Source organism: Marinobacterium sp. NO-S09 (assembly GCF_059179545.1).
In genome coordinates, this window is sequence record NZ_CP168954.1 from 898,042 (window position 1) to 923,435 (window position 25,394).

Annotated in this window: 29 protein-coding genes; 13 read left to right on the forward strand and 16 right to left on the reverse strand. The window is 56.0% G+C overall.

Translation table 11 applies throughout. The features are described 5' to 3' along the window. The first annotated feature begins 29 nt into the window (after positions 1-29). Genes nrdR through ribA form a run of 9 tightly spaced genes read left to right on the forward strand, consistent with a single transcriptional unit; the run spans position 30 to position 6,560 of the window. A complete protein-coding gene (gene nrdR / locus O3C79_RS04230; protein ID WP_494384941.1) occupies positions 30-503 on the forward strand; it encodes a transcriptional regulator NrdR in 474 nt (157 codons plus the stop codon). Continuing rightward, positions 500-1,645 carry a bifunctional diaminohydroxyphosphoribosylaminopyrimidine deaminase/5-amino-6-(5-phosphoribosylamino)uracil reductase RibD gene (gene ribD, locus O3C79_RS04235; protein ID WP_494384942.1) on the forward strand — a complete coding sequence of 382 codons (1,146 nt, stop codon included), beginning with the start codon at positions 500-502 and terminating at the stop codon, positions 1,643-1,645. The genes nrdR and ribD overlap by 4 nt, the downstream gene beginning before the upstream one ends. Then, a complete protein-coding gene (locus tag O3C79_RS04240; RefSeq protein WP_494384943.1) occupies positions 1,645-2,316 on the forward strand; it encodes a riboflavin synthase in 672 nt (223 codons plus the stop codon). Before ribD ends, O3C79_RS04240 begins: the two co-directional genes overlap by 1 nt. Before the next feature lie 17 nt (positions 2,317-2,333). Next, the gene (gene ribBA, locus O3C79_RS04245) at positions 2,334-3,452 is read left to right on the forward strand and encodes a bifunctional 3,4-dihydroxy-2-butanone-4-phosphate synthase/GTP cyclohydrolase II (protein WP_010323459.1); all 1,119 of its coding nucleotides are present in this window, start codon (positions 2,334-2,336) and stop codon (positions 3,450-3,452) included. A gap of 10 nt (positions 3,453-3,462) precedes the next feature. After that, positions 3,463-3,936, forward strand: coding sequence for a 6,7-dimethyl-8-ribityllumazine synthase (gene ribH / locus O3C79_RS04250; RefSeq protein ID WP_010323458.1), 474 nt, complete (start codon positions 3,463-3,465; stop codon positions 3,934-3,936). A gap of 3 nt (positions 3,937-3,939) precedes the next feature. Next, the gene (gene nusB, locus O3C79_RS04255; RefSeq protein ID WP_417533514.1) at positions 3,940-4,413 is read left to right on the forward strand and encodes a transcription antitermination factor NusB; all 474 of its coding nucleotides are present in this window, start codon (positions 3,940-3,942) and stop codon (positions 4,411-4,413) included. Between the two features lie 40 nt (positions 4,414-4,453). Beyond that, positions 4,454-5,419 (forward strand): thiamine-phosphate kinase, encoded by a 966-nt coding sequence (gene thiL, locus O3C79_RS04260; protein WP_494384944.1) that lies wholly within the window; start codon positions 4,454-4,456, stop codon positions 5,417-5,419. After that, the gene (locus tag O3C79_RS04265) at positions 5,416-5,892 is read left to right on the forward strand and encodes a phosphatidylglycerophosphatase A family protein (protein WP_494384945.1); all 477 of its coding nucleotides are present in this window, start codon (positions 5,416-5,418) and stop codon (positions 5,890-5,892) included. Before thiL ends, O3C79_RS04265 begins: the two co-directional genes overlap by 4 nt. Before the next feature lie 59 nt (positions 5,893-5,951). Continuing rightward, positions 5,952-6,560 carry a GTP cyclohydrolase II gene (ribA, locus tag O3C79_RS04270; RefSeq protein ID WP_010323454.1) on the forward strand — a complete coding sequence of 203 codons (609 nt, stop codon included), beginning with the start codon at positions 5,952-5,954 and terminating at the stop codon, positions 6,558-6,560. Between the two features lie 121 nt (positions 6,561-6,681). Here ribA and dxs read toward each other — a convergent pair whose 3' ends face one another. From dxs to O3C79_RS04285, 3 genes are read right to left on the reverse strand one after another with little or no spacing between them, the layout of a single operon-like run. After that, on the reverse strand, positions 6,682-8,475 hold the full coding sequence (gene dxs / locus O3C79_RS04275; protein WP_494384946.1) for a 1-deoxy-D-xylulose-5-phosphate synthase: 1,794 nt from the start codon (positions 8,473-8,475) through the stop codon (positions 6,682-6,684). A 2-nt stretch (positions 8,476-8,477) separates the two neighbouring features. Continuing rightward, entirely contained in the window at positions 8,478-9,371 is an 894-nt protein-coding gene (locus O3C79_RS04280; protein WP_494384947.1) for a polyprenyl synthetase family protein, read from the reverse strand. 5 nt (positions 9,372-9,376) lie between these two features. Next, positions 9,377-9,613 (reverse strand): exodeoxyribonuclease VII small subunit, encoded by a 237-nt coding sequence (locus tag O3C79_RS04285; protein WP_494384948.1) that lies wholly within the window; start codon positions 9,611-9,613, stop codon positions 9,377-9,379. A gap of 191 nt (positions 9,614-9,804) precedes the next feature. Between O3C79_RS04285 and pomA the strand changes: the two genes are divergently transcribed. Further along, positions 9,805-10,563, forward strand: coding sequence for a flagellar motor protein PomA (gene pomA, locus O3C79_RS04290; RefSeq protein ID WP_010323450.1), 759 nt, complete (start codon positions 9,805-9,807; stop codon positions 10,561-10,563). An 11-nt stretch (positions 10,564-10,574) separates the two neighbouring features. Further along, positions 10,575-11,507: a flagellar motor protein MotB gene (locus O3C79_RS04295; protein WP_494384949.1), complete on the forward strand. Its 933-nt coding sequence runs from the start codon at positions 10,575-10,577 to the stop codon at positions 11,505-11,507. A gap of 70 nt (positions 11,508-11,577) precedes the next feature. Here the strand turns inward: O3C79_RS04295 and O3C79_RS04300 are convergent, their stop codons facing one another. From O3C79_RS04300 to O3C79_RS04325, 6 genes are all read right to left on the reverse strand, one after another. Next, a complete protein-coding gene (locus O3C79_RS04300; RefSeq protein ID WP_010323448.1) occupies positions 11,578-11,880 on the reverse strand; it encodes a c-type cytochrome in 303 nt (100 codons plus the stop codon). A gap of 166 nt (positions 11,881-12,046) precedes the next feature. Continuing rightward, a complete protein-coding gene (locus O3C79_RS04305) occupies positions 12,047-12,253 on the reverse strand; it encodes a hypothetical protein (protein ID WP_010323447.1) in 207 nt (68 codons plus the stop codon). Positions 12,254-12,311: 58 nt separating this feature from the next. After that, positions 12,312-12,818, reverse strand: a complete 507-nt coding sequence (locus O3C79_RS04310; RefSeq protein ID WP_494384950.1) for a disulfide bond formation protein B — start codon at positions 12,816-12,818, stop codon at positions 12,312-12,314. Between the two features lie 71 nt (positions 12,819-12,889). After that, the gene (locus O3C79_RS04315; protein WP_494384951.1) at positions 12,890-14,218 is read right to left on the reverse strand and encodes a methyl-accepting chemotaxis protein; all 1,329 of its coding nucleotides are present in this window, start codon (positions 14,216-14,218) and stop codon (positions 12,890-12,892) included. A 187-nt stretch (positions 14,219-14,405) separates the two neighbouring features. Beyond that, positions 14,406-15,251: an SDR family oxidoreductase gene (locus O3C79_RS04320; protein WP_494384952.1), complete on the reverse strand. Its 846-nt coding sequence runs from the start codon at positions 15,249-15,251 to the stop codon at positions 14,406-14,408. A 22-nt stretch (positions 15,252-15,273) separates the two neighbouring features. After that, entirely contained in the window at positions 15,274-16,245 is a 972-nt protein-coding gene (locus tag O3C79_RS04325) for a GGDEF domain-containing protein (protein WP_494384953.1), read from the reverse strand. A 394-nt stretch (positions 16,246-16,639) separates the two neighbouring features. On the opposite strand from O3C79_RS04325, the gene O3C79_RS04330 reads away from it, so the two are divergent. Beyond that, a complete protein-coding gene (locus O3C79_RS04330) occupies positions 16,640-17,653 on the forward strand; it encodes a DUF4214 domain-containing protein (RefSeq protein WP_494384954.1) in 1,014 nt (337 codons plus the stop codon). A gap of 72 nt (positions 17,654-17,725) precedes the next feature. Here O3C79_RS04330 and O3C79_RS04335 read toward each other — a convergent pair whose 3' ends face one another. The 5 genes from O3C79_RS04335 to O3C79_RS04355 all read right to left on the reverse strand — a co-directional run bounded on the left by O3C79_RS04335 (position 17,726) and on the right by O3C79_RS04355 (position 22,340). Next, entirely contained in the window at positions 17,726-18,487 is a 762-nt protein-coding gene (locus O3C79_RS04335) for a M15 family metallopeptidase (RefSeq protein WP_494384955.1), read from the reverse strand. A 3-nt stretch (positions 18,488-18,490) separates the two neighbouring features. Further along, positions 18,491-19,768, reverse strand: coding sequence for a TRAP transporter large permease (locus O3C79_RS04340; protein ID WP_417533503.1), 1,278 nt, complete (start codon positions 19,766-19,768; stop codon positions 18,491-18,493). Then, positions 19,762-20,256 carry a TRAP transporter small permease gene (locus tag O3C79_RS04345; protein WP_040886223.1) on the reverse strand — a complete coding sequence of 165 codons (495 nt, stop codon included), beginning with the start codon at positions 20,254-20,256 and terminating at the stop codon, positions 19,762-19,764. The genes O3C79_RS04340 and O3C79_RS04345 overlap by 7 nt, the downstream gene beginning before the upstream one ends. A 45-nt stretch (positions 20,257-20,301) precedes the next feature. Then, the gene (locus O3C79_RS04350) at positions 20,302-21,315 is read right to left on the reverse strand and encodes a TRAP transporter substrate-binding protein (protein WP_010323438.1); all 1,014 of its coding nucleotides are present in this window, start codon (positions 21,313-21,315) and stop codon (positions 20,302-20,304) included. 92 nt (positions 21,316-21,407) lie between these two features. Next, on the reverse strand, positions 21,408-22,340 hold the full coding sequence (locus O3C79_RS04355) for a LysR family transcriptional regulator (RefSeq protein WP_494384956.1): 933 nt from the start codon (positions 22,338-22,340) through the stop codon (positions 21,408-21,410). A gap of 213 nt (positions 22,341-22,553) precedes the next feature. Between O3C79_RS04355 and O3C79_RS04360 the strand changes: the two genes are divergently transcribed. Continuing rightward, a complete protein-coding gene (locus O3C79_RS04360) occupies positions 22,554-22,874 on the forward strand; it encodes a hypothetical protein (protein ID WP_494384957.1) in 321 nt (106 codons plus the stop codon). A gap of 255 nt (positions 22,875-23,129) precedes the next feature. On the opposite strand, the gene O3C79_RS04365 is transcribed toward O3C79_RS04360, so the two are convergent. Further along, positions 23,130-23,921 carry a hypothetical protein gene (locus O3C79_RS04365; RefSeq protein WP_494384958.1) on the reverse strand — a complete coding sequence of 264 codons (792 nt, stop codon included), beginning with the start codon at positions 23,919-23,921 and terminating at the stop codon, positions 23,130-23,132. After that, entirely contained in the window at positions 23,914-25,257 is a 1,344-nt protein-coding gene (locus tag O3C79_RS04370) for a DNA cytosine methyltransferase (RefSeq protein WP_494384959.1), read from the reverse strand. Before O3C79_RS04370 ends, O3C79_RS04365 begins: the two co-directional genes overlap by 8 nt. Positions 25,258-25,394: the final 137 nt, after the last annotated feature.

Sequence of the window (25,394 nt, forward strand, 5' to 3'; positions counted from 1 at the left end):
CGGGAAACGCTCTTTACGCTGAGGCACGCATGCACTGTCCATTTTGTGGCACCCATGAAACCAAAGTTGTCGACTCCCGTCTGGTGGCCGAAGGTCAACAGATCCGTCGTCGACGTGAGTGCATCAGTTGCCACGAGCGTTTTACCACCTATGAAACTGCTGAACTGCTGATGCCGCGGGTGATTAAAACCGACGGTACCCGTCAACCGTTTGACGAAGACAAGCTCCGCGCCGGTATTCAGCGTGCGCTGGAGAAACGTCCGGTCAGCATCGAAGAGATCGAAGCGGCCATTACCCGTATCAAGCAACGTCTGCGCGCCACCGGTGAGCGTGAACTGCCGTCCCGTGAAGTGGGCGAAGCGGTCATGCTGGAACTGAAGAAGCTGGACCAGGTTGCTTACGTACGGTTTGCCTCCGTCTACCGCAGTTTCCAGGACATTAATGAATTCCGCGAAGAGATCGAGCGTCTCTCCACATCTGCCGGTGAAGGAGAAACCTCGTGATTCATACCTTTTCCGCCGATGACCACCGCTGGATGGCACGTGCCCTGCAACTGGCAGAGCAGGGGCTCTATACCACCGACCCGAACCCCCGCGTTGGCTGTGTCATCGTTAAAGATGACGAGCTGATCGGAGAAGGGGCGCACCTCAAGGCCGGCGAGCCTCATGCTGAAGTGCATGCACTGCGCATGGCAGGGGAGCAGGCGCAGGGGGCCACGGCTTATGTCACCCTTGAGCCCTGCAGTCATCACGGCAAGACGCCGCCCTGTGCCGAGGCACTGGTGAAAGCCGGTGTAGGTCGTGTGGTGGCAGCCATGCAGGATCCCAACCCGTTGGTGGCGGGGCGCGGTCTGGCACGTTTGCAGGACGTGGGCATCGACACTGCGCACGGATTGCTGGAATCTCAGGCGCGTGCACTTAACCCCGGTTTCATCAGCCGCATGGAGCGTGGGCGTCCCTATGTGCGCCTGAAACTGGCGTCTAGTCTGGATGGGCGTACCGCCATGCAGAGCGGTGAGTCACAATGGATCACAGGCGCGGCCGCTCGCTCGGATGTGCAGCGTCTGCGTGCGCGCAGTTCTGCGGTACTGACCGGAGTGGATACCGTGCTAATGGACAATGCCTCTCTGACCGTACGTGCGGCGCAGCTGGGGCTACCTGACGCTGAAGCCGAACGCGCGGCTGAACGTCAGCCATTGCGGGTGGTGCTGGATAGCCAGTTGCGCCTGCCGGCCTCCACCGCCATGCTGAGTTTGCCGGGCAGTACTCTGGTGGCCACGGCTCAGCCGGATAACCAGCCCAGCGCCATTGCGCTGAGTGCCTCGGGTGCGCAGGTGTTGTCGCTGCCGGGGGCTGATGGCCGGGTCGATCTGAGTGCCCTGCTGAGCTGGCTGGCGCAGCATGCCCAGTGCAACGAATTGCTGATAGAGTGTGGTGCCACTTTGGCAGGCTCGGTACTGAGTGAAGGTTTAGTGGATGAGCTGGTACTCTATATGGCGCCAACGCTGCTGGGCAGTTCTGCACGCCCCCTGTTTGAGCTGCCATTGGATGAAATGGCGCAGCAGTATCGGCTGCAGCTAACGGACCGGCGTCAGCTGGGTGATGACTTGCGTCTGACCCTGAGCTGTCGTCAGGAGAACAATTGATGTTTACCGGAATTATAGAAGCCGTCGGTGAGATTGCGGATGTACGCATGATCGGCGGTGATATGCGCCTCTATGCGCGGACCGGTTCGCTGGACCTGGGCGATGTAAAACTGGGTGACAGCATCGCCACCAACGGTGTTTGTCTGACTGCAGTGGAACTGCCGGGCGATGGCTTTATTGCCGACGTGTCGCTGGAAACCTTGGCCCATACGCGCTTTGAAGCGCTGGCTGTGGGTGAGAAGGTCAACCTTGAAAAGGCGATGCGTGCCGATACCCGCTTCGGCGGTCATATCGTGACCGGTCATGTGGATGCACTGGGCACCGTTGTTACCCGCAACGATGATGCCCGTTCGGTGCGTCTGCAGATTCGCATGCCAGCTTCTATTCAGCGCTACGTGGCAGCCAAGGGCTCCATCACGGTAGACGGCGTAAGCCTGACTGTGAACGCGCTGGATGGTGACTGCTTTGAACTGAATATCGTGCCGCATACGGCACAGGAAACCATTATCGACAGCTATACCGCCGGTCGTCAGGTGCATCTGGAAGTGGACATTATTGCCCGCTATCTGGAGCGACTGATGCAGCCGGTGCAGTGCGAGGAACAGGCCGACGGCGATGCCGGCGGCGTGACGCTGGCGCTGCTGGCTAATCACGGATTCATGCGTCGCTGAGGCGACGGGAGAGGACTATGCAGCTGAACACCACTGAAGAACTGATCGACGATATTCGTCAGGGCAAGATGGTCATCCTGATGGATGACGAAGACCGTGAAAACGAAGGTGATCTGGTCATCGCGGCGCAATGTGTGCGCCCGGAAGACATTAACTTCATGATCACCCATGCCCGTGGCCTGGTGTGTCTGACTCTGCCGCGTGAGCGTTGTGAGCAGCTGAACCTGCCGCTGATGGTACAGAGCAACGGTGCAGCATTCTCCACCAACTTTACCCTGTCCATTGAAGCGGCCAAGGGTGTGACCACCGGTATTTCGGCGGCGGATCGCGCGGCGACCGTGCATGCAGCGGTCAAGGCCGACGCCAAGCCGGAAGATATTGTCCAGCCGGGCCACATTTTCCCGCTGATGGCGCAGCCCGGCGGCGTATTGAGCCGTGCCGGCCACACCGAAGCCGGTTGCGATATCGCGCGTATGGCAGGCTTCATGCCGGCCTCGGTGATCGTCGAGATCATCAATGAAGATGGCAGCATGGCGCGTCGCCCCGATCTGGAAAAGTTCGCGGCCAAGCATGGCATCAAGATCGGCACCATTGCCGACCTGATCCACTACCGCACCATGAATGAACACACCGTCGAACGTGACGAGGAAGGCACCCTGCCGACCGAATACGGTGATTTCCGTTATGTCACCTACCGTGACGAAATTCAGGGCTGCACACACCTGGCGCTGATGCAGGGTGATGTGACACCTGAAGATTCAACCCTGGTCCGAGTACACGTACGCAATGAAGTACTGCGTGATGTGGTCGGCGTACGTCCGGGTGATGAAGTGAAATGGACCATGCGTCGCGCGCTCAAGCGGGTGGCGGATGAAGGCAAGGGCGTGGTGCTGCTGCTCGACTCCGGCCGCCGTGTGGACCTGGGTGATGCGATCGACAGCCTGCTTAATGCTGATCGCAAACGCTCCAAAGTGAATGTCAGTGCTTCGGGCGCCTACCTGACGGTCGGTACCGGTTCACAGATTCTGCGTGATCTGGGCGTGCGCAAGATGCGCCTGCTCAGCTCACCGATGAAATTTAACGCCATCTCCGGTTTTGACCTGGAGATTGAAGAGTACATCCCCTACGAGGATTGATGGAAAAGTTATGACAGTACAAGTATTTGAAGGCGACTTCGTCAGCGCCAACGGTAAATATGCCATCGTAGTTGGCCGCTTCAACTCGTTCGTGGTTGAGAGCCTGCTGGACGGCGCCATCGACACCCTGCAGCGTCACGGTGTTGCTGAAGAGAACATCCGTGTCATCCGCGTACCGGGTGCATTTGAAATTCCGCTGGCGACCAAGCGTATCGCTCAGCAGAAGCAGGATGATGCCATCATCACCTTGGGTGCCGTCATCCGCGGTGGTACACCGCACTTTGAGTATGTCTCTGCCGAGAGCTCCAAGGGTGTGGCTCAGGTGTCCATGGACTACGATATCCCGGTGGCAAACGGCATCCTGACCGTGAACTCCATCGAACAGGCGATCGAGCGCTCCGGCACCAAAGCCGGTAACAAGGGGGCTGAAGCCGCGCTGTCTGCGCTGGAAATGGTCAGCCTGCTGCGTCAGCTTGAGGTCTAAGGCATGAGCGACACTACTCCGCGCACGGGCAAGAAGAACCTGACCGAAATGCGCCGCAATGCGCGCAGTCTTGCCCTCCAGGCCCTGTATCAGTGGTCTGTGGCGGGTCAGAGTGTGACCGAGATCGATGCCCAGTTCCGGGTCGATAACGATATGAGCAACACCGACACCCAGCTGTTCTCCGAACTGCTGCGCGGCGTGATCGGTTCCAGTCGTGATCTGGACGAGGCGTTTCGTCCGTTTCTGGACCGTCCGCTGGATGATCTGGACCCGGTCGAGTTGAGCGTACTGCGCATCGGTGCCTATGAACTCAAGCACCGACTGCAGGTGCCGTACCGCGTGGCGATCAACGAAAGTGTTGAGTTGGCCAAGATTTTCGGTGCCACCGAAAGTCACAAGTACATCAACGGCATTCTCGACAAACTGGCGCAGCGCGCCCGTGCCGATGAGATCCGTGCCCGCCGTAATAACGGCTAAGGCGACAGGCTGTTGTTGCGGAGCAGGGTGGTAGAGCGCCGTGGGTGAGTTTGAGCTGATTCGACAGTACTTCCGCCGTGCCGAGTCCGGCCCCGGAGTACGCGAAGGAATTGGCGATGACTGTGCCGTGCTGCAGGTGCCATCCGGGCAGGAACTGGTTGTCTCCATCGATACCCTGGTGGAGGGCACCCACTTTCTGCCGCAGACGCCGCCGCAGCGCCTGGCTGAACGTCTGCTCGGCGCTGCGGTCAGTGATCTGGCCGCAGCGGCTGCCACACCTGCCTGGCTGACGCTGGCGCTGACCCTGCCTCAGGCCGATCCTGACTGGCTGGAGCCCTTCGCTGCCCGTTTGGCAGAACGTTGTCATCAGCTGGGGATCGCTCTGGTGGGCGGCGATACCACGCGAGGGCCAAACCTTGTGCTCAGTGCGCAAGTGCATGGCTGGGTGGATACCGGCCAGGCCCTGTTGCGCCGAGGTGCTCAACCGGGCGACCGCATTCTGGTATCCGGCACCCTGGGCGATAGCCGCGCCGGGCTGGAAACCCTCCTGCACCCTGATACTCCCTCCGATACCACAGACTGGCTACAGCAGCGGTTTTACTGCCCTGAGCCACGAGTAGCCCTGGCACGGGCGTTAAGACCCCACCTGCATGCCGGGCTGGATATCTCTGATGGCCTGCTGGCCGATCTGGGCCATGTGCTCCAGGCTTCCCATGTCGGCGCCGAGGTTGAACTTGGGTGCCTGCCGCTGTCAGATGCCTTGTGTCAGCGTTTTCCCGAGCAGGCGCAATACTGGGCGCTTTCGGGAGGGGAAGACTTTGAGCTCTGTCTGGTTGCCCCTGAACAGTCGCTGGAACGCTGTCTGCAGATCGCAGCTGAACAGGGCGTGCGTCTGACGTCGGTTGGACGTATTACCGCGGCACAGGGCCTCCGGGTACGGGATACACAGGGGCAGCTGCAGACCGGCCTGAGCGCCGGCTATGATCACTTCAAGGAGATGTCATGAACAGGGCTCCGGCGTCGGTCTGGCGCAACCCGATTCATTTTCTGGCGTTTGGACTGGGCAGCGGTGCTGCACCCAAAGCGCCGGGCACCTTCGGTACGCTGGCGGCTGTGCCGCTTTGGTACCTGATGGCGCAGACAAGTCTGCCGATCTATTTAGTGCTGACATTGGCAGCATTTGTGATCGGAATATGGCTTTGCGGTCGTACCTCTCGCGATCTGGGAGTGCATGACCACGGTGGCATCGTCTGGGATGAGTTTGTCGGCTACTGGATCACCATGATCGCCGTACCGGTAGACTGGATCTGGGCGCTGCTCGGCTTTATCCTGTTTCGCCTGTTTGATATCTGGAAACCCTGGCCGATCCGGCCGGTGGATCGCCGGGTGCATGGCGGGCTGGGGATTATGCTGGACGATGTGCTGGCAGGTGTTTTTGCCGCACTGGTATTGCAGGGCCTGATACTGTTTGGGTGCTGAGAGCAGATTAACGCGGGCTCGCGCCCAGTAAACGAATAGTGACAGAGGAAACGACCAAGGTGTCAGTACAGTATGTAGCCGATTCACGGCTGCCGACCCCCTGGGGGGTATTTACCATGGTGGGGTTCGAGGATCCTGCTACCGGCAAGGAACATGTGGCGCTGGTGTTTGGCGAAGTCGCCGGGGATGAACCCGTGTTGGCCCGCATTCACTCCGAGTGTCTGACCGGCGATGCGCTATTCAGTCTGCGTTGCGACTGTGGTTTCCAGCTACAGGAAGCCCTGAAGCGGATCGCGGAAGAAGGCCGCGGTGTGCTGCTGTACCTGCGTCAGGAGGGGCGCGGCATTGGTCTGCTCAACAAGATCAAGGCCTACCACCTGCAGGATGGCGGTGCCGATACCGTTGAAGCCAATGAAAAGCTGGGTTTTGCCGCTGACATGCGTGATTACAGCATGTGCGAGCCCATGCTGGAGCACTTGGGCATCAAGGCGGTCACGCTGATGACCAATAACCCCCGCAAGGTTGCTGCTCTGGAAAAATACGGCGTCAACGTGGCTGAGCGTGTGCCGCTTCAGGTGGGCAAGAACAGCCACAACGAAGGTTACCTGCAGACCAAGATGGGTAAGTTGGGGCACATGATGACCGAACACCACTTCAAGGATGAATAAATAGCTAGCTACGTTGCTGCTGCTGCTGCGTTGAAAATGGCCTCAAAATGCTCATTTATAACGTATAAACTCCGCTTTTTCGGCCATTTTCGCCTTGCATCAGCTGCCTCGCTTACGCTATTCAAAGTCCAGACGGGCAATATCCCAGTTGCTGTCGGATCGAGGTTTCGATACCGGCAGCATCCAAACCGCACTCGGCCAGTTGTTCTGCACGGCTGGCGTGTGCGATCCAGCGATCCGGAATCCCCATCATGAGCAGGTCGGTGTTCAACCTTGCCTGCTGCAGATATTCCGCTACGGCCGACCCGGCCCCTCCCTGTACCGCATGATCCTCAATGCTCACCAGCAGCTCATGATCGCCAGCCAGCTGGGAAATGGCCTCGGCATCCAGAGGTTTTACAAAGCGCATATCCACAAGGGTGTAGTCGTTCGCTTCGGCAACCTTGCGTGCGGTATCCAGTAATGGACCGAAATTAAGCAGGGCAACTTTCTGGCCCTGACGCAGGATGCGGCTCTTGCCGGCTTGCAGCGGCGTGGTGGTACCGGCCTGTGCCTCGGCGGCACTGCCTCGGGGGTAACGGACGGCTGCAGGCCCGTTATGTTCGTAGCCAAGTGTTAACATGGCGCTTAACTCCTGCTCGTCGGCAGGTGTCATCACCAGCATATCCGGCAGGCAGCGCAGGAAGGCGATATCGAAGCAGCCGGCGTGGGTGGCACCGTCTTCGCCCACCAGACCGGCGCGGTCTATGGCGATCAGCACATCCAGTTCCTGGATGGCGATGTCGTGTACCACCTGGTCGTAGGCACGTTGCAGAAAGGTGGAATAGATCGCCAGCACCGGTTTCATGCCGCTGCAGGCAAAGCCGGCTGCCAGTGTGGCGGCATGTTGCTCGGCGATAGCAACGTCAAAATAACGTTCAGGGTACTGCTCGGAGAAGGCAATCAGATCCGAGCCTTCGCGCATGGCGGGGGTAATGCCCACCAGGCGGTTATCCACAGCCGCGGTGTCGCACAGCCATTGCCCGAATACGTTGCAGTATTTGGGGCGTTTGGGTGTCGCGGGGGCGGCCTTGACCGGTTCAATCTTGGTCAGGGCATGGTAGCCCACAGGGTCCGCTTCGGCGGGGGCAAAGCCTTTACCCTTGCGGGTTACCACGTGCAGCAGTTGTGGGCCAGCCGTGTTCAGCGCCTGCTTCAGAGCCGGCAGCAGCAGACTGAAGTTGTGCCCATCGACCGGGCCGCTGTAGCCGAATTCCAGCGCCTGGAACAGGTCTGCGCTGGCCGGGCCGTCCATTTTCTGTTTTACCGTGCGCGCGAGGTGTGTCGCAAGACCACCCTCGTTGCGGGAGATCGACATCTCGTTGTCGTTCAAAATAACCAGGAGGTTGGCACCGGTATGCGCCGCATGATTGAGTGCTTCAAACGCCATCCCTGCGGTCATGGCGCCATCACCGATCACGGCAACGGTGTGTTGCTCCTTGCCCTGCAGCTGCTGTGCCAGTGCCATTCCCAGTGCAGCGGAAATGGATGTGCTGGAATGGCCGGTGCCGAAACTGTCGTAGCGGCTCTCGCTGCGTTTGGGGAAGGGAGACAGGCCACCGGATTGGCGCATGCCGAGCATCTGCTCGCGACGGCCTGTCAGAATCTTGTGCGGGTAGGTCTGGTGACCCACATCCCAGACCAGCTGTTCGTCCGGTGTACGCAGCAGATAGTGCAGGGCGATGGTCAGTTCCACGACCCCCAGTCCGGCGCCAAAGTGACCGCCGGTCTGGCCTACGGAATACAGCAGAAACGCACGTAACTCCCGCGCCAGTTGCGGTAATTGGGAAGGCGCAAGCGACTTTAGCTGGTCCGGGTTATTAATCAGGTCCAGTAAAGGGGTTTGGGGGCGCTGTTCAGGGATGGTATGCAACATAATCAATGATCACGGCTTACGATGTAATCGGTCAGTCCGATCAAATCATCGGCCGCGGGGCCAAAGGCGGCAAGAATGTCGACCGCTTTCTGATGCAGTTGCTGCAGTTGCTGGCGCGCACCTTCCAGTCCAAGTAGAGCCGGGTAGGTCGGTTTGTTCTGTGCCAGATCCGACCCCTGGGGCTTGCCCAGCGTTTCGGTGTCGCCCTCGATATCCAGCAGGTCATCCTGAATCTGGAATGCCAGGCCGATCAAATCGCCATAACGGCGCAGTGCTTCCAGCTTGTCTTCACCGGCAGGGCCGGCTGCCAGAGCGCCCAGCTCGATGGCGACCGTAATAAGCGCACCGGTTTTGCAGGCATGCATCGCCTTGAGCTGTTCCAGAGTCAGGGGCTTATCCACATGTGACAGGTCGAATGCCTGACCGGCAACCATACCCTGTTCGCCACTGGCACGGGCCAATGTCGCCAGCATGCGTAACTGCAGCGCAGGGCTTTCGCCTTCTATCGGTGCGCTCAGGTGTTCAAACGCAAGGCATTGCAGGGCATCACCAGCCAGGATAGCGGTGGCTTCGTCGAAGGCGATATGGCAGGTGGGCTGGCCGCGGCGCAGGTCGTCGTCATCCATCGCCGGCAGGTCATCATGCACCAGCGAATAGCTGTGGATACACTCGATGGCTACGGCGGCACGCTCGGCCAGGGTTGAGCTGGGCTGCCCGGCGCAGAGCTGGTAGCCCAGGTAAACCAGAGCCGGGCGCAGGCGCTTGCCGCCATTGAGCAGCCCGTGGCGCATGGCCAGCTGCAGGCGCGGCTCCAGAGAGCTTTCAGTCGTGATCAACTGGTCCAGTTGCTGTTCTACCCGGGACCGGCAGTCGGCCAGGACCTGTTGGATACTCATGCGGCTTACTCTTGATCGTCGTGGAAGTCAGTAGCGCGAATTTCGCCATCCTGTTCAGTTAACAGTTGAACCTTCTGTTCCGCCTGCTGCAAGATGGTCTGACACTCGCGGGTCAGTTTGACGCCTTGCTCAAAGGCCTTGAGCGCGTCTTCAATGGGAAGGTCGCCCTGCTCGAGCTGTTCAACCAGCCCTTCCAGCTGCTGCAGGGAGTGTTCAAAGTCGGGTGCGGGCTTAGCTGCCATATTGGTCTGCCATCTTGATGTGCCATCTCGGGTGGGCGCTCACGTTAACCAACCCTATGATAGCGGTCAATCCGGCAATCTCAAAAAGCCTTACCGGAGGATGAACGCGCGTTTAATTCTGGTATCATCAGCGGTGGCAAAGTGCGCAGTCTTGCCGTCGAAATAGGTCTTATACTTTTCAGGAGCGATCAGTGGATCTGGCTACCCTCGTAGGTTTGATTGGGGCGTTCGGTATCATCGTAGCGGCCATGGTGCTGGGCGGCGATATCGGTATCTTTGTAAACCCGCCCTCCATGTTGATCGTCATCGGCGGCACCCTGCTGGTGGTGTTGATGAAATTCACCCTGGCCCAGTTCCTGGGCGCCGGCAAGGTCATGGCCAAGGCCTTCATGTTCAAGTCGGTAAACCCGGAAGATATCATCGCCGAAACGGTTGATCTGGCCGATGCTGCGCGCAAGGGTGGCCTGCTGTCGCTGGAGGAGAAGGAAGTCTCGTCCAATTTCATGCAGCGGGGCATCCAGTTACTTGTGGATGGTCATGACCCGGAAGTAGTCAAACAGCTGCTCAAGAAGGAAGCGACCCTCACCTACGATCGTCACGACTTCGGTACCAAGGTGTTCCGCGCCATGGGCGATGTGGCACCCGCCATGGGTATGATCGGGACACTGGTGGGCCTGGTACAGATGCTGTCCAACATGTCCGACCCCAAATCTATCGGCCCGGCGATGGCGGTCGCCCTGCTGACAACCCTCTATGGCGCCATGATCGCCAACATGTTTGCATTGCCGGTGGCCGACAAGCTGGAAGTGCGCCGTGATGAAGAAGCCCTTAACCAGGCGCTGATCATCGACGGTCTGCTCGCAATCCAGGCTGGGCAGAACCCGCGTGTGATTGACCAGATGCTGCGCAACTACCTGCCCGAAGGCAAACGTGCCGTTGCTGAAAGCTGAGGGAGTCGGCCATGAGTGACGACAACGAAGAGCAGAAATGTAAATGCCCACCCGCAGGTTCGCCTCTGTGGATGGCGACCTTTGCCGACTTGATGTCGCTGTTGATGTGCTTCTTCGTACTGCTGCTGTCCTTCTCCGAAATGGACGTGCTCAAGTTCAAGCAGCTGGCCGGTTCCATGCGTGAAGCCTTTGGTGTGCAGAACCAGATCAAGGTTGAAGATATTCCCAAGGGCACCTCAATCATTGCCCAGGAATTCAGCCCCGGCCGGCCTGAGCCCACGCCGCTGAATGAAGTGCGGCAGATGACCATCAACAATGACATGAACAGTCTGGATGTGCGCTCCAAGGAGGGTGAGTCTCAGATTGAAGATCAGCTGCAGGGCATGCAGGAGCTTCAGCGCCAGCAGGAAGAGCAGGCCAAACAGGAAGCGGTTGCAGTGGCCCAGGCGTTGGCACAGGAAATTGGTGAGGGCAGCATCGAGGTAGAAACCGATGGCACCCGCATCATCATCCGTGTGAAGGAGCGGGGTTCTTTTGATTCCGGCTCCGCCGAACTGAAGTTTGCCTATATTCCCGTGATCGCCAAAATCAGAGACTTGCTGCTGGATATCGGCGGCAAGGTGGCCATTGAAGGGCACACTGATAACATTCCTTATAACGGCGGTCGCTTTGAGTCCAACTGGGATCTGTCGTCGGCCCGTGCCCTGGCTGTGGCTCATGAGCTGTTTGCGGACCGTCGAATTGATCAATCCCGCTTCAGTGTTACCGGCTATGCCGATACCAAGGCTATTGCGCCCAACAGCAGTGCGCAGATGCGTGCCCGTAACCGGCGTGTGGAAATCGTGATTCAGAAAGGTGATGCCCAGGAAGCACTGGATAAGCTGCAGTCGCGTCCAGACGGCGATACCGAAGGTGAGCCGATCGATCCGGCCAGCCTGTTCTAAACCTGATGTGAACTACAGAATCAAAAAAACCGCCAGCAGGCGGTTTTTTTATGCGGTCAGTAAGCGTTGCTTACTTGGCGTTATCCAGCATGTACTGGATAGAAGCCTTCAGCTCAGCGTCAGAGCAATCCATGCAGGTGCCTTTCGGCGGCATGGCGTTGATGCCGGTCAGAGCGGTTGCCAGCAAAGCGTCGATGCCTTTTTCAGCACGCGGAGCCCAGGCAGCAGCGTCACCGAACTTGGGAGCGCCAGCGATACCGGCTGCGTGGCAAACAGAACACTTGGCGTTGTAGATCTCTTCACCGGTGCGCTCAGCCATGGCTACCGGAGACAGCATCAGAGTAGCGGCTGCGATCATCAGTGTTTTTTTCATTGCAGGTTTCCTTTTATTGGTAAGGCTTTCACCCATTATACTCTTATCGGCGATTTTAGGATCGCCCTTAGCGCCAAGTAAATAGCGAAATGGTCGAGTTTTGATCAGGGCCGAAATGCTTAACCTGGAAGTACCTGCCTAATGTAAAAGCGGGTGTTGGCCTGGCTCAGCCGCGTGAACCCAGGCGCATGGCGAAATCAGCCTGACCCTGTAGCAGACGGTCGTGGCGACGGTTGTGCTCCTGCAGTCGGTGTTCACGGATAGCCTGTTCCAGTACTTCATGGGGCACCGCAACCAGGTTGCGCACGTCGTCGATGGAGTAGCCACGGTCCAGCAGTTGTCTCAGCTGTGCAGTCAATTGAATGGCGCTCATAATTTTATCCTCTTAATGGTCAGGACTATTATTAAGCGCCATTCATTGCAAAACGGTGTCAGTTGGATGCCGGTGGTGTGACAAAATGCCGCCCGGTCGCGAACAGTGTCAGCAGCACAAATGGAAAACTGGCACCGAACAGCCACTCAGCCATGCTGAAGGGGCCGACCATGGGCGTATAGCCACAGGCTTCCCAGATTTCGAACATCCAGGGCCACCAGAGCTCCGGGGTAAACCAGGTGGGAAGGCCGGACTCCATCGTGCAACTGCTTTCAATCCACAGCCGCTCTACAGCCAGCACACGCCAGCTGCGTTCGGCAAAGCCAATGGCAACTAAAAAGGCCAGCGGGTGACAGAGGCTTTGAATAAAGCGGAACCTGAATCCCAGCAGTGCAACGACCGCAACAAGGGCCAGTGCAAACAGCCAGAGGCGAATGTGGACGCAAAGCACACAGGGACCGAAGTCGAGTACGTACTGGTAATAGAGTGCAACGCCTTCTGCGCAAACAACCCCGATGAGTATGAGCCACCAATAGGCCGGTGACAGTAACAGGTTCCTAAGCATGCATTCGATCCCGATCCTGGATTCAGACTGGGCAAGATTAGCCCGAACCCAGTAGCGGCGGCAAGTTGGGGCTAGTCGGTATCTATCTGTTGCTTGATTTGACCGATGGTTTCCACCACGCGCTGTGCCTCTGCACGAATATCTCGCATGATATCGCCGGCTGCATTGGCCATGGACACGCCTTCCTCAACCAGACGTTGGCTCTCGCGTGTTTCCTCCACGGCCTGTGCGGCCATGGTATGGTTCTGCTCGACAACCTGGTTGATCTGTTCGGTTGCCTCGCCGGTTCGGCGTGCCAGGTTACGGACTTCATCGGCCACAACCGCAAATCCGCGTCCCTGCTCACCGGCCCGGGCGGCTTCAATAGCGGCATTCAAAGCCAACAGGTTGGTCTGGTCGGCAACTTCTCGGATCACGCCTACAATACGCCCTATTTCGTCCGACTGAGCATTCAGGGCGGACACCTGTTCGGTCACACTGCCCAGTCGCGCCTCGATATGCCGCACCATATTGATGGTTTGTTCAACAGACTGCTCGCCGGAAATCGCGCTTTGCTCAGTTTCCATGGAGGTGTCATAGGCCAGTTGTGCCGCTTCAGCTTCGGCTTGGCGCTGCAAAACGCGCGCGGTGATGTCAGTGGCGATTTTCAATACGCCATAGAGTTCTCCAGCCGCACTGTAGAGCGGGTTATAAGTAGCTTGCAACCAAAGTGGCTGGCCATATTTGGTAACCCGAAGAAAGCGGCCTTCGAAAAACTCTCCCTGATTCAACCGCTCCCAGAAGCGCTGGTAGTCAGTGCTATTGGCATACTCTTCCGGACAGAACATACGGTGATGCTGGTGACGAATGTCATTAAGGGTATAGCCCGTGGCCGCCAGGAAGTTATTGTTGGCGGTAATAATATTCCCTTGAAGGTCAAACTCAATGGTGGCCATGGAGCGATCAATGGCGTTGATGACACTCTTATGGGTCTGCTCTGCCTCCACGGTTTCGGTGATATCCCTCGCCAGCTTCACAACCTTGGTGACCTTGCCTCCGGCATCCATATCCTTGACCGGAATATAGCTGGCCGAGAGCCACAGTGTACGTCCGTTTTTGTGCACACGCTTGAAGCGCCCGGTCATGCTCTGGCCCTGCGCCAGTTTATGCCAGAAGGAGCGGTATTCAGCTGACTGGCGGGTGTCAGACGAGCAGAGCAAGCTGTGGTGCTGACCCTCAAACTCAGCACTGGAATACCCGGTTGCCTCCAGAAACACCTCATTGGCGCTCAGGATATGCCCATCCGGAGTGAACTCAATCATCGCCATGGTGCCACTTATTGCATCCTGTACTTGTGAAGCTTCGGATAATTGCTGGCGACAGGCGGCAAGGTCCTGTTTGAGGGCTTTGTTGGCAAACATGGGTACATCCAGATTAGGTGCTACATCTGACGTCAGGTGTAGCAATGAAAGTAGCATCAGGCCAATGACCTGAAAGAGATTTTACTGTTGTCTTTACGAGACAGGGGGCAGAATTGGATCAATGCACCGGTATACAGGTGCTTTGTTGTCCTGGCGTAATATTCCTTTAAGACCTCAATCCAAGGGCTTACTTGTTTTCACTGTCGGCTGCGCTAATCAGGATGCGGTCGAGCCAGCGGGTTGGCAGCACTCGGCGCAAATAACCCAGAATATAAGTGGGAGTAGTGACATAGTAGCGTGCGCGAGGACGCTTGCTCTCCAGGGCGTGTTTCAGGGCCTTGTAAACCGCTTCAGGTCCGAGGGTAAAGGCCGAACCTTCTTCGCCTGTGCCTTCCAGTCGCTTGAGAACGCCAGCATAAATGTCTGCGTGGGCGCTGTTGGTATAGTCGATATTGCGCTTGAAGGCACTGAGCGCGTGCTGCCGGAATGAACTGGTGATGGGGCCGGGCTCAATCAGCATCATTTCGATACCGCTGCCGGCCAGCTCCTGACGATAGGTATCAGTGAGGCCTTCGAGGGCAAATTTGGACGCATTGTAGGCACCGCGGTATTTCATGGCCGCCAGCCCCAGTACCGAGGAGTTCATGATGATGCGGCCTGAGCCCTGTTGACGCATCACCGGGATCACGTGATTGGTCAGCTCCACCCAACCAAACAGGTTGGTCTCAAACTGTGCGCGCAGCACGTCTCGGCTCAGGTCTTCAACGGCGCCGGGCTGGCCATAGGCCCCATTATTGAACAGGGCATCCAGACGGCCATTTGCTTTTTCCAATGCCCAGCTGACGGCGTCTGCAATCGATTCCGAGCAATCCAGATCCAGTCGAGTGGCTTCCAGGCCGAGTGCCTGCAACTGTTGAACATCCTCATGCCTGCGCGCTGTTGCCAACACACGATAGCCATCGGCCCGCAGAGCCAGAGCGCAGAAATGACCAATACCGCTGGAGCAGCCGGTGATGAGGATTGTGTTCGACATGCAAGTTTTCCGTAAGGCTGGGCTAGAAAAGTTCGACTTCACTTTCTTCCGGTGTGGCTTTGTTACTCTCGGTCTGCATGGTGAGGCAGTTGCGTCCTGAAGACTTGGAGGTGTACAGGGCTTCGTCAGCAATTTCAATGATATTGCTGATGGGCTGATCCGGTGAGATGGGTGTACAGCCAATGCTCACGGTAATTTGTCCAGAGGGAAATTCATATTGCTCGACACACTGCCGGAAACGCTCCAGTGCCTTTTCTACGCCAGTGGAGTCCGTGCGGTTGATGATCACCAGAAACTCTTCTCCACCGTAGCGGAACAGGAAATCTGAGTAGCGAAACTCGCGCTTCATCAAGTTGGCAAAGTGGATCAGGACTTCATCGCCGTAGAGGTGGCCGAAGTTGTCGTTGATGCTTTTGAAATGGTCGATATCCAGCACGGCGACCCAGGATTTGAACGGCTCTTCTTCACGGCCCCGATAGAAGTCCATGACCTGGTTCAGAGTAATGGGCAGCGTCTGGCGGTTGTTGAGCAGCGTTAGCGGGTCACGCTCCTTGGTATCGAACATTTTCACCTGACGCTCATAGATCAGCGCCAGACCGCGAATCAACTCTGCATCATAGGGTGAGACTTCACCCTTGATCAGCACCAGCCGCTCGGGCACGGTGTGCTCGCAGATATAGATCAGGATATGAGGGGCGTTATCGAAGTGGGTAAAGCTGACGCCCTGCTGCCCTTCAAACGCGATGGTGCGGATGATTTCATGGTTGTCATCGATGTGGTTCTCATCCAATGACATGGGAAAGCGGCGTACCAGGATATCCGGCTCGTCAGGCTTTTTGTCCTGACGCGCAAGAATTTCGTAGGAGAAGACCTCTTCCACACCACCAAATGTCTGCAATTGCTCAATCAATGATCGTGTCAGATCATGATAGTTACTGGACTCAAGCAGACGGGCCGAGAGTTTGAAGGCGGTTTCCAGGTCCTGATAATTCATTGCGTTTGACCAAGGAGACCTGCGCAGGTACAGGCCAAAATGAAAGTAAACCTCAGACCAATGAGCTGAAGCCGGTTTGATGAAGTCTGGCAGCGGTTACAGTGTAACAATTTATGCCGCAATAATGTATGTATACCCTGCCAGAGACCTATAGCGTCTGTCGACGGAGTCAGATCACATGTTTACTCAATTGTTCACTAAGTGCAGACCTTTGTCAGGCTTGCATCAACTATAATGTAGGTGACACAAAGGATATGGGTTCGCCTTCATATGGCTCAGCAGGGGTTAAGCCTGGCCATCGCAGTCTGTAGGCGTTTTAGTCTGAACCGGCTCACAGGTCTGTACCTGCGCGCGGTTATGTATGTTCCTGAACTTTGCTGAACAAGGGTGTGTCATGGCAAATGGTAAGTTTTTCTCCAGTTTGGTGCGCTTGTACCACGCGACTTTCGATCGTGAGTCCGATGCGAAAGGTGTTGGCTATTGGGCTTCCAAACTGGCCAAGGGCGAAATGACCTTTGAAGACGTCGCTATCTCATTTATGGAATCTGATGAGTTCAAAGAGAAGTATGGCGAAGATCTGAGCAGCGAAGATTTTATCCACCTGCTGTATGAGAATGTTCTCAAGCGTGAGCCGGATGAAGAGGGCGTTGCCTACTGGCTGAAAGTCATGGAAGAAGGCAGTCTGCGCCATGAAGTGCTGATCGCTTTTTCAGAATCAGACGAGCATGCGGAGAACGTCGAAGAAGAGTTTCCTGATGAACTTGAGGAAGCTGAAGCTGCAGAAGACGATCTGGACGACGACGACGACGACGACGACGACGACGACGACGACGACGACGACGACGACGACGACGACGACGACGACGACGACGACGACGATGTTGATGTTGATGTTGATGATTCGGATGATTCGGATGATTCGGATGACGACAGCGATGATGATTCCGAGGATGACGCCGATGACGACAGTGCAGATGATGACAGCAGCGAAGACGGTGATGATCTCGACTCCGACAGCGATGGGCTGAGTGATCAGGATGAGTTGGTACTGCTCTATAACGCCATGTTCCAGCGCTCCCCGGATGATGCCGGCCTGGGCTACTGGATGGGTGAGTTGGCCAGCTCCGATACGGACTTTGACGATATCGTTGAGTTCTTCATGGAGTCAGACGAGTTTGTCGAACTCTATGGTGAGAATCCGTCCGACAACGACTTTATCGAAGCGCTTTACAATAACACTCTGGACCGCCCCAGCGACTCTCAGGGTAAAGGCCACTGGATGGGCAAGCTGGCCTCCGGTATGGCGCGCGGCGAGATTGTTGAAGCTTTCGCGCAGTCTGAAGAGCACGTAGAAATCGTACTTTCAGGTGGTGGTACCACTGGCGGTACCGATGATGTACTGATCTAAGACAGGCCGAGCCTGAAACGAAAAATGCCACGCCTTGATAGGGGCGTGGCATTTTTGTTTTATCACCTGAAATCAGATGGGCTGCGGATGGCTTTTAAGCTGTTTTTGCCACAGCTTTTCGATCCCCGGCAGGCTGGTGGCGCCGTATATGGCGTTGTCAGCCCCTGAGTTGTAAGCCCAAAGCTGGTTACCGAAATCGTAATGCCACCATTCGCTTGGCAGGTTGGTAAATCCGGCCTGACGCATGACATTGAACAGCAAACGACGGTTATCCCGTGCCTGAAGCTCCTCAGCATTGCAGGATTTCTGTTCCAGTGCACAGCTCCAGGATAGCGGGTTCGCCTCATCAAACAGCGTCCCCATATCCAGGAAACGTCCATCCATATCGGCCAGGGTTACGTCCACTGAACCACCTGTCAGGTGAGGGCTGGGCGCGCTCGGGTCAGTGCTGGGGGGCGATACCAGGTTACGTGCTTCCAGTTCAACTTCCTCCGCTGTCATACCTTCATTGGCATGGCGGATCAGGTTAACCAGCGTATCGAACAGGTATTGCTGAACCGAAAACGGACGCCAGCCGTCCAGCACTACCAGCTGGATATCTTCAGGGAGCAGGCTGGCGGCCTGCAGTAAACGCTCAAACACCTGTGAACGCACATGGCACTCGGGAATCGAGTTGGCCACATTCATCTTGTAGTAGGCCGGATAAACCGCAATCCGTTTGGATACGCTGACCGGCACCAGTGCGTCCTGGCACTCGATAATGGGCGTGGCCTGATAGGTTTCCCAGTCAGGCATGGCACGCTCAGGTATTACGTCTTTGTAAAAATCGTTCATGTCTTATTGAAACAGGCTCGGAATAAATAGCGTCAGCGACGGGAAGAAAATAACGGTCAGCAGTACCGCGATGGCAACCAGTACAAACGGCCAGATCGCCTTGAACATCACTGTGATATCCAGCTTGCTCACCGCTGCTGCGACGAACACACAGGCGCCCATGGGCGGGGTGATCAATGCGATGGTGATATTCATCGTAATGACGATACCTAGGTGCACGGGGTCGATACCGGCGTGCAGGGCGACCGGCAGGAATACCGGCGTCAGCAGCATCAGTGATGACACCTCTTCCATCAGCATGCCCACACCAAAGGTGATCAGGCTGAGCATCAACAGAATAAGTACCGGGTTATCGGCAAACGGCTGTAACAGCGTGGCGAAGTGTTCCGGTACCTGTGCATAGGCCAGCAACCAGCTGACAACGGCAGAAGCGGCAATGATCAGGAAGATGGCGCTGGAGAGCAGGGTCGTTTCAGCCAGGGCTTTCCAGGCGGATTTCAGGGTCAGGTTGCGGCTGATGAAACCCACGGCGAAGGCATAAGCCACAATCAGCGCGCCCGATTCGGTCGGTGTGACAAAACCGAACACGATACCGGCAACAATGATGAACGGTGCAATCAGTGCCGGTGACGCTTTAACAAAGGACAGCATCACATTTTTGATGGTTGGGCGGTCATGCTGGGCTTCTATATTCGCCTTGCGTGCATAGAGCCAGTTCATCAGCATGAAGGCCAGACCCAAAACCAGGCCGGGAATCACACCACCAAGGAACAGATCACCCACCGAGGTGTTGGTGAGAGAGGCGTACAGGATCATGAAAATGCTGGGCGGAATGATCGGGCCAATCAGCGAGCTGCCCGCCGTCAGACCAGCAGCATAGCTGGGGGCGTAGCCTTCCTTCTTCATCGCCGGAACCAACAGTGAACCCAGCGCCGAGGTGTCGGCCACAGCTGAGCCGTTTACACCGGCGAAGAATACGCTGGAGACCACATTCACATAGCCCAGGCCGCCGCGCAGGTGCCCGACTATGGAGTTGGCCAGTCGGATCAGCTGTTGGGTCAGGCCCGCGCCGTTCATCAGATTACCGGCCAGAATGAACAGGGGGATCGCCATCAGCGAGAAGACATCAATGCCGCTGAAGATCTGCTGCGGCAGCATGCGGCTGAGCAGGCCCAGGTCGACAAAGAAAAAGCCGACAATGGCCGACACCATCAAACAGATAAACAATGGCAGCCCAAGGAGCACATTCACAACGAACGTGGCCAGAATGGCGATTAGCATACGGGTTGCTCCGAGTCTTTATTCTTATCGTGGTAAAACGGGCCCATCAATAACGAGATCACCGCCAGCAGGCCAAAACCGATAGGGATTGCCATCAACGGAATGGACTTGCTGATGCCCAGTCCCATGGTGGTGAACTTGGTGACAGACAGGGCATACATGGCGCTGCTGTAGCAGACATAGGCGCTGAGGGCCGTAATGATGATCCAGTGATACACCTGCAGTGCCTTGCGCGGTTTGCCCTTCAAAACACCCTGCAAGACGGTGACGCGCATATGGTCGTCTTTCAGATAAACCACCCCGGCCACCAGCATGACACAGCCAATAATCAGGTAGCGCGAGAGTTCATCCATCCAGAACGGTGAGTGGTTCACCAGGTAGCGGGCAAACACTCCATACAAGAGGACGATGACATTTCCGCACAGCATTAGCGTCGAAAGGGTCCACAGGCCCGAGACCAGGCCTGACCGAATTCGAGAAATATTCATGGTGAGCCTCACGAGGGTGCCCGGACGGGCACCCTGGGTTTTCGATTACTTCAGCGCTTCAACGTCGCGCATGGCCATATCAATCCACTTCTGATCGATGGACTGCTCTTCCAGCCATTTCAGGTAAGACGGCTGACCGGCTTCCTTGAACTTCTGCAGATCCTCAGCGGTCGGGCGGTACACTTCCATGCCGTTGTCGGCCAGGAACTGGATGCGTGATTCAACCTGATTCTGCACCGCTTCACGGTTGATGGCGTTGGCTTCAACCGCGGCTTCTTGCAGCGCCTTGCGGTGTTCGTCGCTCAGGCTGGACAGCAGTTCGTCATTGGCAACCAGGAACTGGTCCGAGTACTGGATGTTGGCCAGAGTCAGGTACTGCTGCACTTCGTGCAGGCTGCCCAGAATGATGTACATCGGCGGGTTCATCTGACCATCGGCTACACCGGTACGCAGTGCCAGGTACACTTCGGTCCAGGGGATCGGTGTGCCGGATGCGCCAAAGGCTTCGTACAGTGCAACCTGGCTCTTATCCATGGCGCGGAAGCGCAGACCTTCAAAATCCGCCGGGGTGCGAATCGGCTTCTGGTTGTTGGTGAATGCCAGGAAACCGCCTTCTTCAACCACGGCCATCAGGTGAGCGCCGGTTCTTTCATAGAAGGCTTTACGGGCGGCTTTCCAGTATTCACCCTGGTCAAAGAATGCGCGCGCAGTATCAAAATCATCGAACATGAACGGGATGGAGCTGACAAAGATCTCCGGGAACAGCGGGGAGATACCACCGAAAGAAGCGATGTTCAGGCTCGGCGTGTTGATCACCTGCTCCATGCGCTCCTGCTCTTCACCCAGCATGCTGTTGGGGTACAGCTTCAGAGTGACTTCGCCGTCGGTCTTCTCGTCCACCAGTCGCTGCAGGTTGGTCGCGAACAGGTGTACGGCGTTTTTCTCGGCATCTGGTGCGCCGTTGTAACTCAGGTTAATTGTCTGAGCCTGCAGGGCTCCGGCAAATGCTGCCATGCTGACACCCATGGCCAGCTTTTTCATAAAGCCAAATGTTTTCATATCGTTATCATCCTTATTCGATTGTCGAGAAGACCCAGCAACCTTATATATTGCAATGTTGACATCGCAATACTGATACCGTTGCTTTTAAGTCAACAGTCGATCTCGTCGGCGTCTGCCATCAAAAACGACATTGACTGCTTGAGGTGGTCCAGAAAGGCCTGAGCGGCCAGGGTGAGTTCACGCCCCTCAACACAGAGCACCCGAATGCGGGCCTGCGACAGGGCGGAGTGAGCGGTAGGTACCACGCGGATTTTGCCAGCGCGTACCTCATCAATGACAGTGAGTTTGGGCATAAAAGTGATGCCCATGCCGGAGCTGACAAAGTTCTTCAGCACCGCCACCGAGTTCGTTCTCAGCCGCGGTTCCAGGCGAACATGACTGATCTCTTCCACAAAGCTGACAAGACGACCCATGCCGGTGGAGCTGTCGATCAGTGCCAGCGGTGTATCCGTAATGTCATTAAAGGTCAGCGGCTCGGTGGCCTGGGCCAGCGGGTGATCATAGGGGGTGATCAAATCCAGTGGGTGATGCTTTTCGATCAGGCAGTGCAGTTTGGGGTTCCGCGCTGGCGCATAGGCGATGGCAAAGTCGATCTGGTCATCTTCCAGCATCTGCACCGCATCCTTGGCACCGGCAATCTCCACCCCGATCTGAATACCGGTATAGGCGGTAAGAAAGCTTTGCAGCGACGAAGAGATAAGGTCACTTATAAAGCCTTCACCCACCGCAATGCGAACCTCACCCCGACGCAACCCGATCAGGTCATGCAGGCGCGACAGCGTCGCCGCCTCACTGGCCTTCATCTGTTTATAGTAACGCAGCAACTCGGCTCCGGCGGGCGTAATCGGGTTGCTGGCATTCATCCGGTCCCACACCGGCATCCCTACCGTATCCTCGAGCTGCGATAACTGCCGGCTCACCGCCGACGGGTCCACATTCAACCGCGCCGCTGCCTTGCGGATGGTGCCAAAACGTTCCACCGCATTTAAATACTCAAGAGCTCGCGGGCTGAACTGCTGCATCGATTCTGTCCTGTGGTTGCTAGGGGAGGCGGAGTCTGGTGCATCTATAGTAGCAAAATCAGTGAGTTGGGCTGCGGTGAAGTTTGGAATGGTCAGTTGTAGAAGGGATAAATTGGATTAGAGGGATGCTTTGTCTTAAATGTCGTATATTGATTTTATGTCACACTAAAATTAAAGTACTCACATAATTAAAAAGTCAGATCGAGAGTCGGTATGTACCTGGTTAAAGATTTGGTTGAGGGGCGTCTTGTTTATTATTGGGTAGATGAAGAAGGCACTACCCGGAGCCCACTGGTGGCTACCTTTGCGCTAGCTGAGGACTGGTGGAAGCAATTCATGTTTGCCCGTTATGAAGGGCCTGAACGGCGGGCGTCAGTAGTTGATCGCCGCTCCAATACTGAAAAGCGGCTGAGAATGGATCAAAGCAATCGCTTTGCCTCTACAAATGTTCAAGGTCGCCGGGAGACGGACAGACCCGTGAAGGTGACGTTTGACCTTGTGCAGAAGCGTATAAAGGAAATGACCGGAAGCTAGCGTGGGCAGTGCCTGGGGTCAGAACTGAAAGTGATTCGACACTGGTTCGACACTTTTGGGGAGCTGCTGGGGCCAGAAACGTTAAAAACCTGGAGCCTGTAAAAACAGGATTTATCTTTTTAATTTGGGGGCTAACTACGGTTGTAGTCCCTCAATCTTCTTTGACTCATTGATAACGCGGTAAACGAAAAAGCGGCCTCATGCAAAAAGCCGATTTTTACATCAGTTGTTTCGACAATTTTTCGACACCTGATATTAATCTCTGTAAGCGCGGATAGCAGCTTGATCGATTTCGCTACCAGGAACCAGTCGATAATGGCGCTCTTCTACGACCTTCACTTCATCATCTTGCAGAGTCAGTTCGAAAAGGGCAACAACGTTATCAGCCATAAATTGTGCTGAAATCGCACGGCACATCATGCCTTCAAAGCGCTGTTCTACGAAACGGATATCCTGTGTCGTTTGTACGATGCCAATCTGGTCATTGCCGCCTTTGGCTTGCACAGGGATCACATAGTGGCAGCCACGTTTGTCCAAGCCGATATAAAGCTCGTCAATTTCTATCTGACCGATGCCTTTAACCGTTGTTCTAAGGTGGTTCTGTAGGCTGTAAGTTGTCAGGCCGAGGAAAGTATCGATTAGCCTGTTATAGCGTACGATTGCTAGTAGAGCCTGCTCATCGTCCAGAGCGTAGGATCGGATCAGCTCAGGAGTCGCATCTGGTATGTTGATAGCTAACAGATTAGCGTTTGGCGTAATCCGATTGATCTTCACCAACTTAAATCGATATTTAGCTCTTCCGGCGCCTTCTATGATCCACTCTAGGCCTTCTGGCTGAGTATCCCTGATCTGCTGAGGTAGCTCTTTCCTATATCGGAAGCTGTAAGGCACATCGCCAGGGTTTAGGTCCAACTCTGGAGCTAGTAGGTCCTTTGCTTCAACGATTTCTTTCCGAATAAACTCGAATTCGGTATCTCCCTCCTGATAATGCTCGAAAAAGATTTTATCGATGATCAGGTTGTAAGCCCCAGATTTGTTCTTAGCCATTTGCTGCCTTAGCTTCCATGCGTTCGCGTTCGATATCTTCCTGTTTACGCTTTTTCGCGCCGCTCTTTTGATTACGGCGGCTTGGGGGCGCTTTAACCCCAAAGTGAGCTGACGCACCGGAAAGATCCAGTTTCAACAGCCCGGTGTCGCCCAAGTCTATTTCAACTTCGGGCCGGGTTGGTTGAGCACCGAGAGCTTTCATCACTTCGCCTGCGATCGCTCGGGAAAGAGGAGGCGGTACAGAGTTTCCGACCTGCCGCGCTCCATGCCATTTGGTTGCGTGTAAACGGAACCAGTCTGGGAATCCATGCAGACGTGCCATTTCACGCACGGTAATGCAGCGAGGGTAACGGTAATGAATCGGTCTGGGGCTGGTAAATGCTCCTCGGGCACCGTCAGTACCTGCGCGCAGAGTATTAGATACTCCATAAGGGGGCAGCTTAAAGAAACGACTGATCGGCTCAACCTCGCCCTGGCCGGTTTCTTTAAAACGGCGTCTAGAGATGTCGCTATGTCCCGTTCTCGCGCTTGAGGTCAACACGCCTTCTGTCCAAAGCCTCGGATAACCGAAGTGCCATCCATCGTCTGAAAGTACCCGAAGTTGAGAGGCGTATTCTGAAGGCTTTCCGAAGTTGTTCGTTCTGACTGAATCAGAAGACAAGAGGGTCTGGAAACGGTCCGCATCGGGCAGATCGTTAAGCGCATCTTCACAGGTCGGTCCGTCTGGCATAGCCGCCAGTAGATCTGCCATCGCTTTTTTCGCACCGGATATTTTAGTAGTCGGCTCGGGATAACTCGGTAATTTTTCGCCCTTACGGCATCCGAACAAAATCAGTCGCTCGCGGAACTGGGGCGTACCGTAATGACCGGCGTTAAGTACCTGCCAGGGCGTACGAACCTCATAGCCGGCTTTATCGAAAGCTTCAATCAGCTCGTGCAAAAGCGCCTTGTGCTTGCCGACGGTAAGCCCCTTAACGTTCTCAAATACAAAAGTGCGGGCTTTCAGCTCAGAAACGATGCGAACGAATTCGAGAACCAGCTTGTTACGAGGGTCGTCCAGTACACGTTGACCGATCAACGAGAACCCCTGACACGGAGCACCGCCAAAAACGCAATCGACCTGTTTAGAACCGATACCGGCAGTCAGGCGAATCGTCTCTGCACTCAGGCCTTCGACGGAATGCGGTATAACAGCCGTGTTGGGAAAGTTGAACTTGTGTACGGCGCAATGCACCGGATCGATCTCTACGGCTGCAGCGACATCGAATCCGGCTTGTTCGAATCCCAGACTAAGCCCGCCTGCGCCAGCAAAAAGGTCGATTCCGATCGGTCTCATTGTTGGTTGTACCCCATAACTCAAACTATGCCGAAATTCTACCGTTCTTCTGGCCCGATGTTGATGGCTTTTCGCTGTTACCCAGGAACATGCAGCCGTTCGATCTACTCATCGACATGCGTCGTTTTACATTGCCA

What these genes read in the sequence shown, in the direction of transcription:
- nrdR (WP_494384941.1), top strand. Translation starts at nt 30, where the DNA reads ATGCACTGTCCATTTTGTGGCACCCATGAAACCAAAGTTGTCGACTCC.
- O3C79_RS04240 (WP_494384943.1), top strand. Translation starts at nt 1,645, where the DNA reads ATGTTTACCGGAATTATAGAAGCCGTCGGTGAGATTGCGGATGTACGC.
- ribBA (WP_010323459.1), top strand. Translation starts at nt 2,334, where the DNA reads ATGCAGCTGAACACCACTGAAGAACTGATCGACGATATTCGTCAGGGC.
- ribH (WP_010323458.1), top strand. Translation starts at nt 3,463, where the DNA reads ATGACAGTACAAGTATTTGAAGGCGACTTCGTCAGCGCCAACGGTAAA.
- nusB (WP_417533514.1), top strand. Translation starts at nt 3,940, where the DNA reads ATGAGCGACACTACTCCGCGCACGGGCAAGAAGAACCTGACCGAAATG.
- O3C79_RS04265 (WP_494384945.1), top strand. Translation starts at nt 5,416, where the DNA reads ATGAACAGGGCTCCGGCGTCGGTCTGGCGCAACCCGATTCATTTTCTG.
- dxs (WP_494384946.1), bottom strand. Translation starts at nt 8,475, where the DNA reads ATGTTGCATACCATCCCTGAACAGCGCCCCCAAACCCCTTTACTGGAC.
- O3C79_RS04280 (WP_494384947.1), bottom strand. Translation starts at nt 9,371, where the DNA reads ATGAGTATCCAACAGGTCCTGGCCGACTGCCGGTCCCGGGTAGAACAG.
- O3C79_RS04285 (WP_494384948.1), bottom strand. Translation starts at nt 9,613, where the DNA reads ATGGCAGCTAAGCCCGCACCCGACTTTGAACACTCCCTGCAGCAGCTG.
- O3C79_RS04295 (WP_494384949.1), top strand. Translation starts at nt 10,575, where the DNA reads ATGAGTGACGACAACGAAGAGCAGAAATGTAAATGCCCACCCGCAGGT.
- O3C79_RS04300 (WP_010323448.1), bottom strand. Translation starts at nt 11,880, where the DNA reads ATGAAAAAAACACTGATGATCGCAGCCGCTACTCTGATGCTGTCTCCG.
- O3C79_RS04305 (WP_010323447.1), bottom strand. Translation starts at nt 12,253, where the DNA reads ATGAGCGCCATTCAATTGACTGCACAGCTGAGACAACTGCTGGACCGT.
- O3C79_RS04310 (WP_494384950.1), bottom strand. Translation starts at nt 12,818, where the DNA reads ATGCTTAGGAACCTGTTACTGTCACCGGCCTATTGGTGGCTCATACTC.
- O3C79_RS04315 (WP_494384951.1), bottom strand. Translation starts at nt 14,218, where the DNA reads ATGTTTGCCAACAAAGCCCTCAAACAGGACCTTGCCGCCTGTCGCCAG.
- O3C79_RS04320 (WP_494384952.1), bottom strand. Translation starts at nt 15,251, where the DNA reads ATGTCGAACACAATCCTCATCACCGGCTGCTCCAGCGGTATTGGTCAT.
- O3C79_RS04325 (WP_494384953.1), bottom strand. Translation starts at nt 16,245, where the DNA reads ATGAATTATCAGGACCTGGAAACCGCCTTCAAACTCTCGGCCCGTCTG.
- O3C79_RS04330 (WP_494384954.1), top strand. Translation starts at nt 16,640, where the DNA reads ATGGCAAATGGTAAGTTTTTCTCCAGTTTGGTGCGCTTGTACCACGCG.
- O3C79_RS04335 (WP_494384955.1), bottom strand. Translation starts at nt 18,487, where the DNA reads ATGAACGATTTTTACAAAGACGTAATACCTGAGCGTGCCATGCCTGAC.
- O3C79_RS04340 (WP_417533503.1), bottom strand. Translation starts at nt 19,768, where the DNA reads ATGCTAATCGCCATTCTGGCCACGTTCGTTGTGAATGTGCTCCTTGGG.
- O3C79_RS04345 (WP_040886223.1), bottom strand. Translation starts at nt 20,256, where the DNA reads ATGAATATTTCTCGAATTCGGTCAGGCCTGGTCTCGGGCCTGTGGACC.
- O3C79_RS04350 (WP_010323438.1), bottom strand. Translation starts at nt 21,315, where the DNA reads ATGAAAACATTTGGCTTTATGAAAAAGCTGGCCATGGGTGTCAGCATG.
- O3C79_RS04355 (WP_494384956.1), bottom strand. Translation starts at nt 22,340, where the DNA reads ATGCAGCAGTTCAGCCCGCGAGCTCTTGAGTATTTAAATGCGGTGGAA.
- O3C79_RS04360 (WP_494384957.1), top strand. Translation starts at nt 22,554, where the DNA reads ATGTACCTGGTTAAAGATTTGGTTGAGGGGCGTCTTGTTTATTATTGG.
- O3C79_RS04365 (WP_494384958.1), bottom strand. Translation starts at nt 23,921, where the DNA reads ATGGCTAAGAACAAATCTGGGGCTTACAACCTGATCATCGATAAAATC.
- O3C79_RS04370 (WP_494384959.1), bottom strand. Translation starts at nt 25,257, where the DNA reads ATGAGACCGATCGGAATCGACCTTTTTGCTGGCGCAGGCGGGCTTAGT.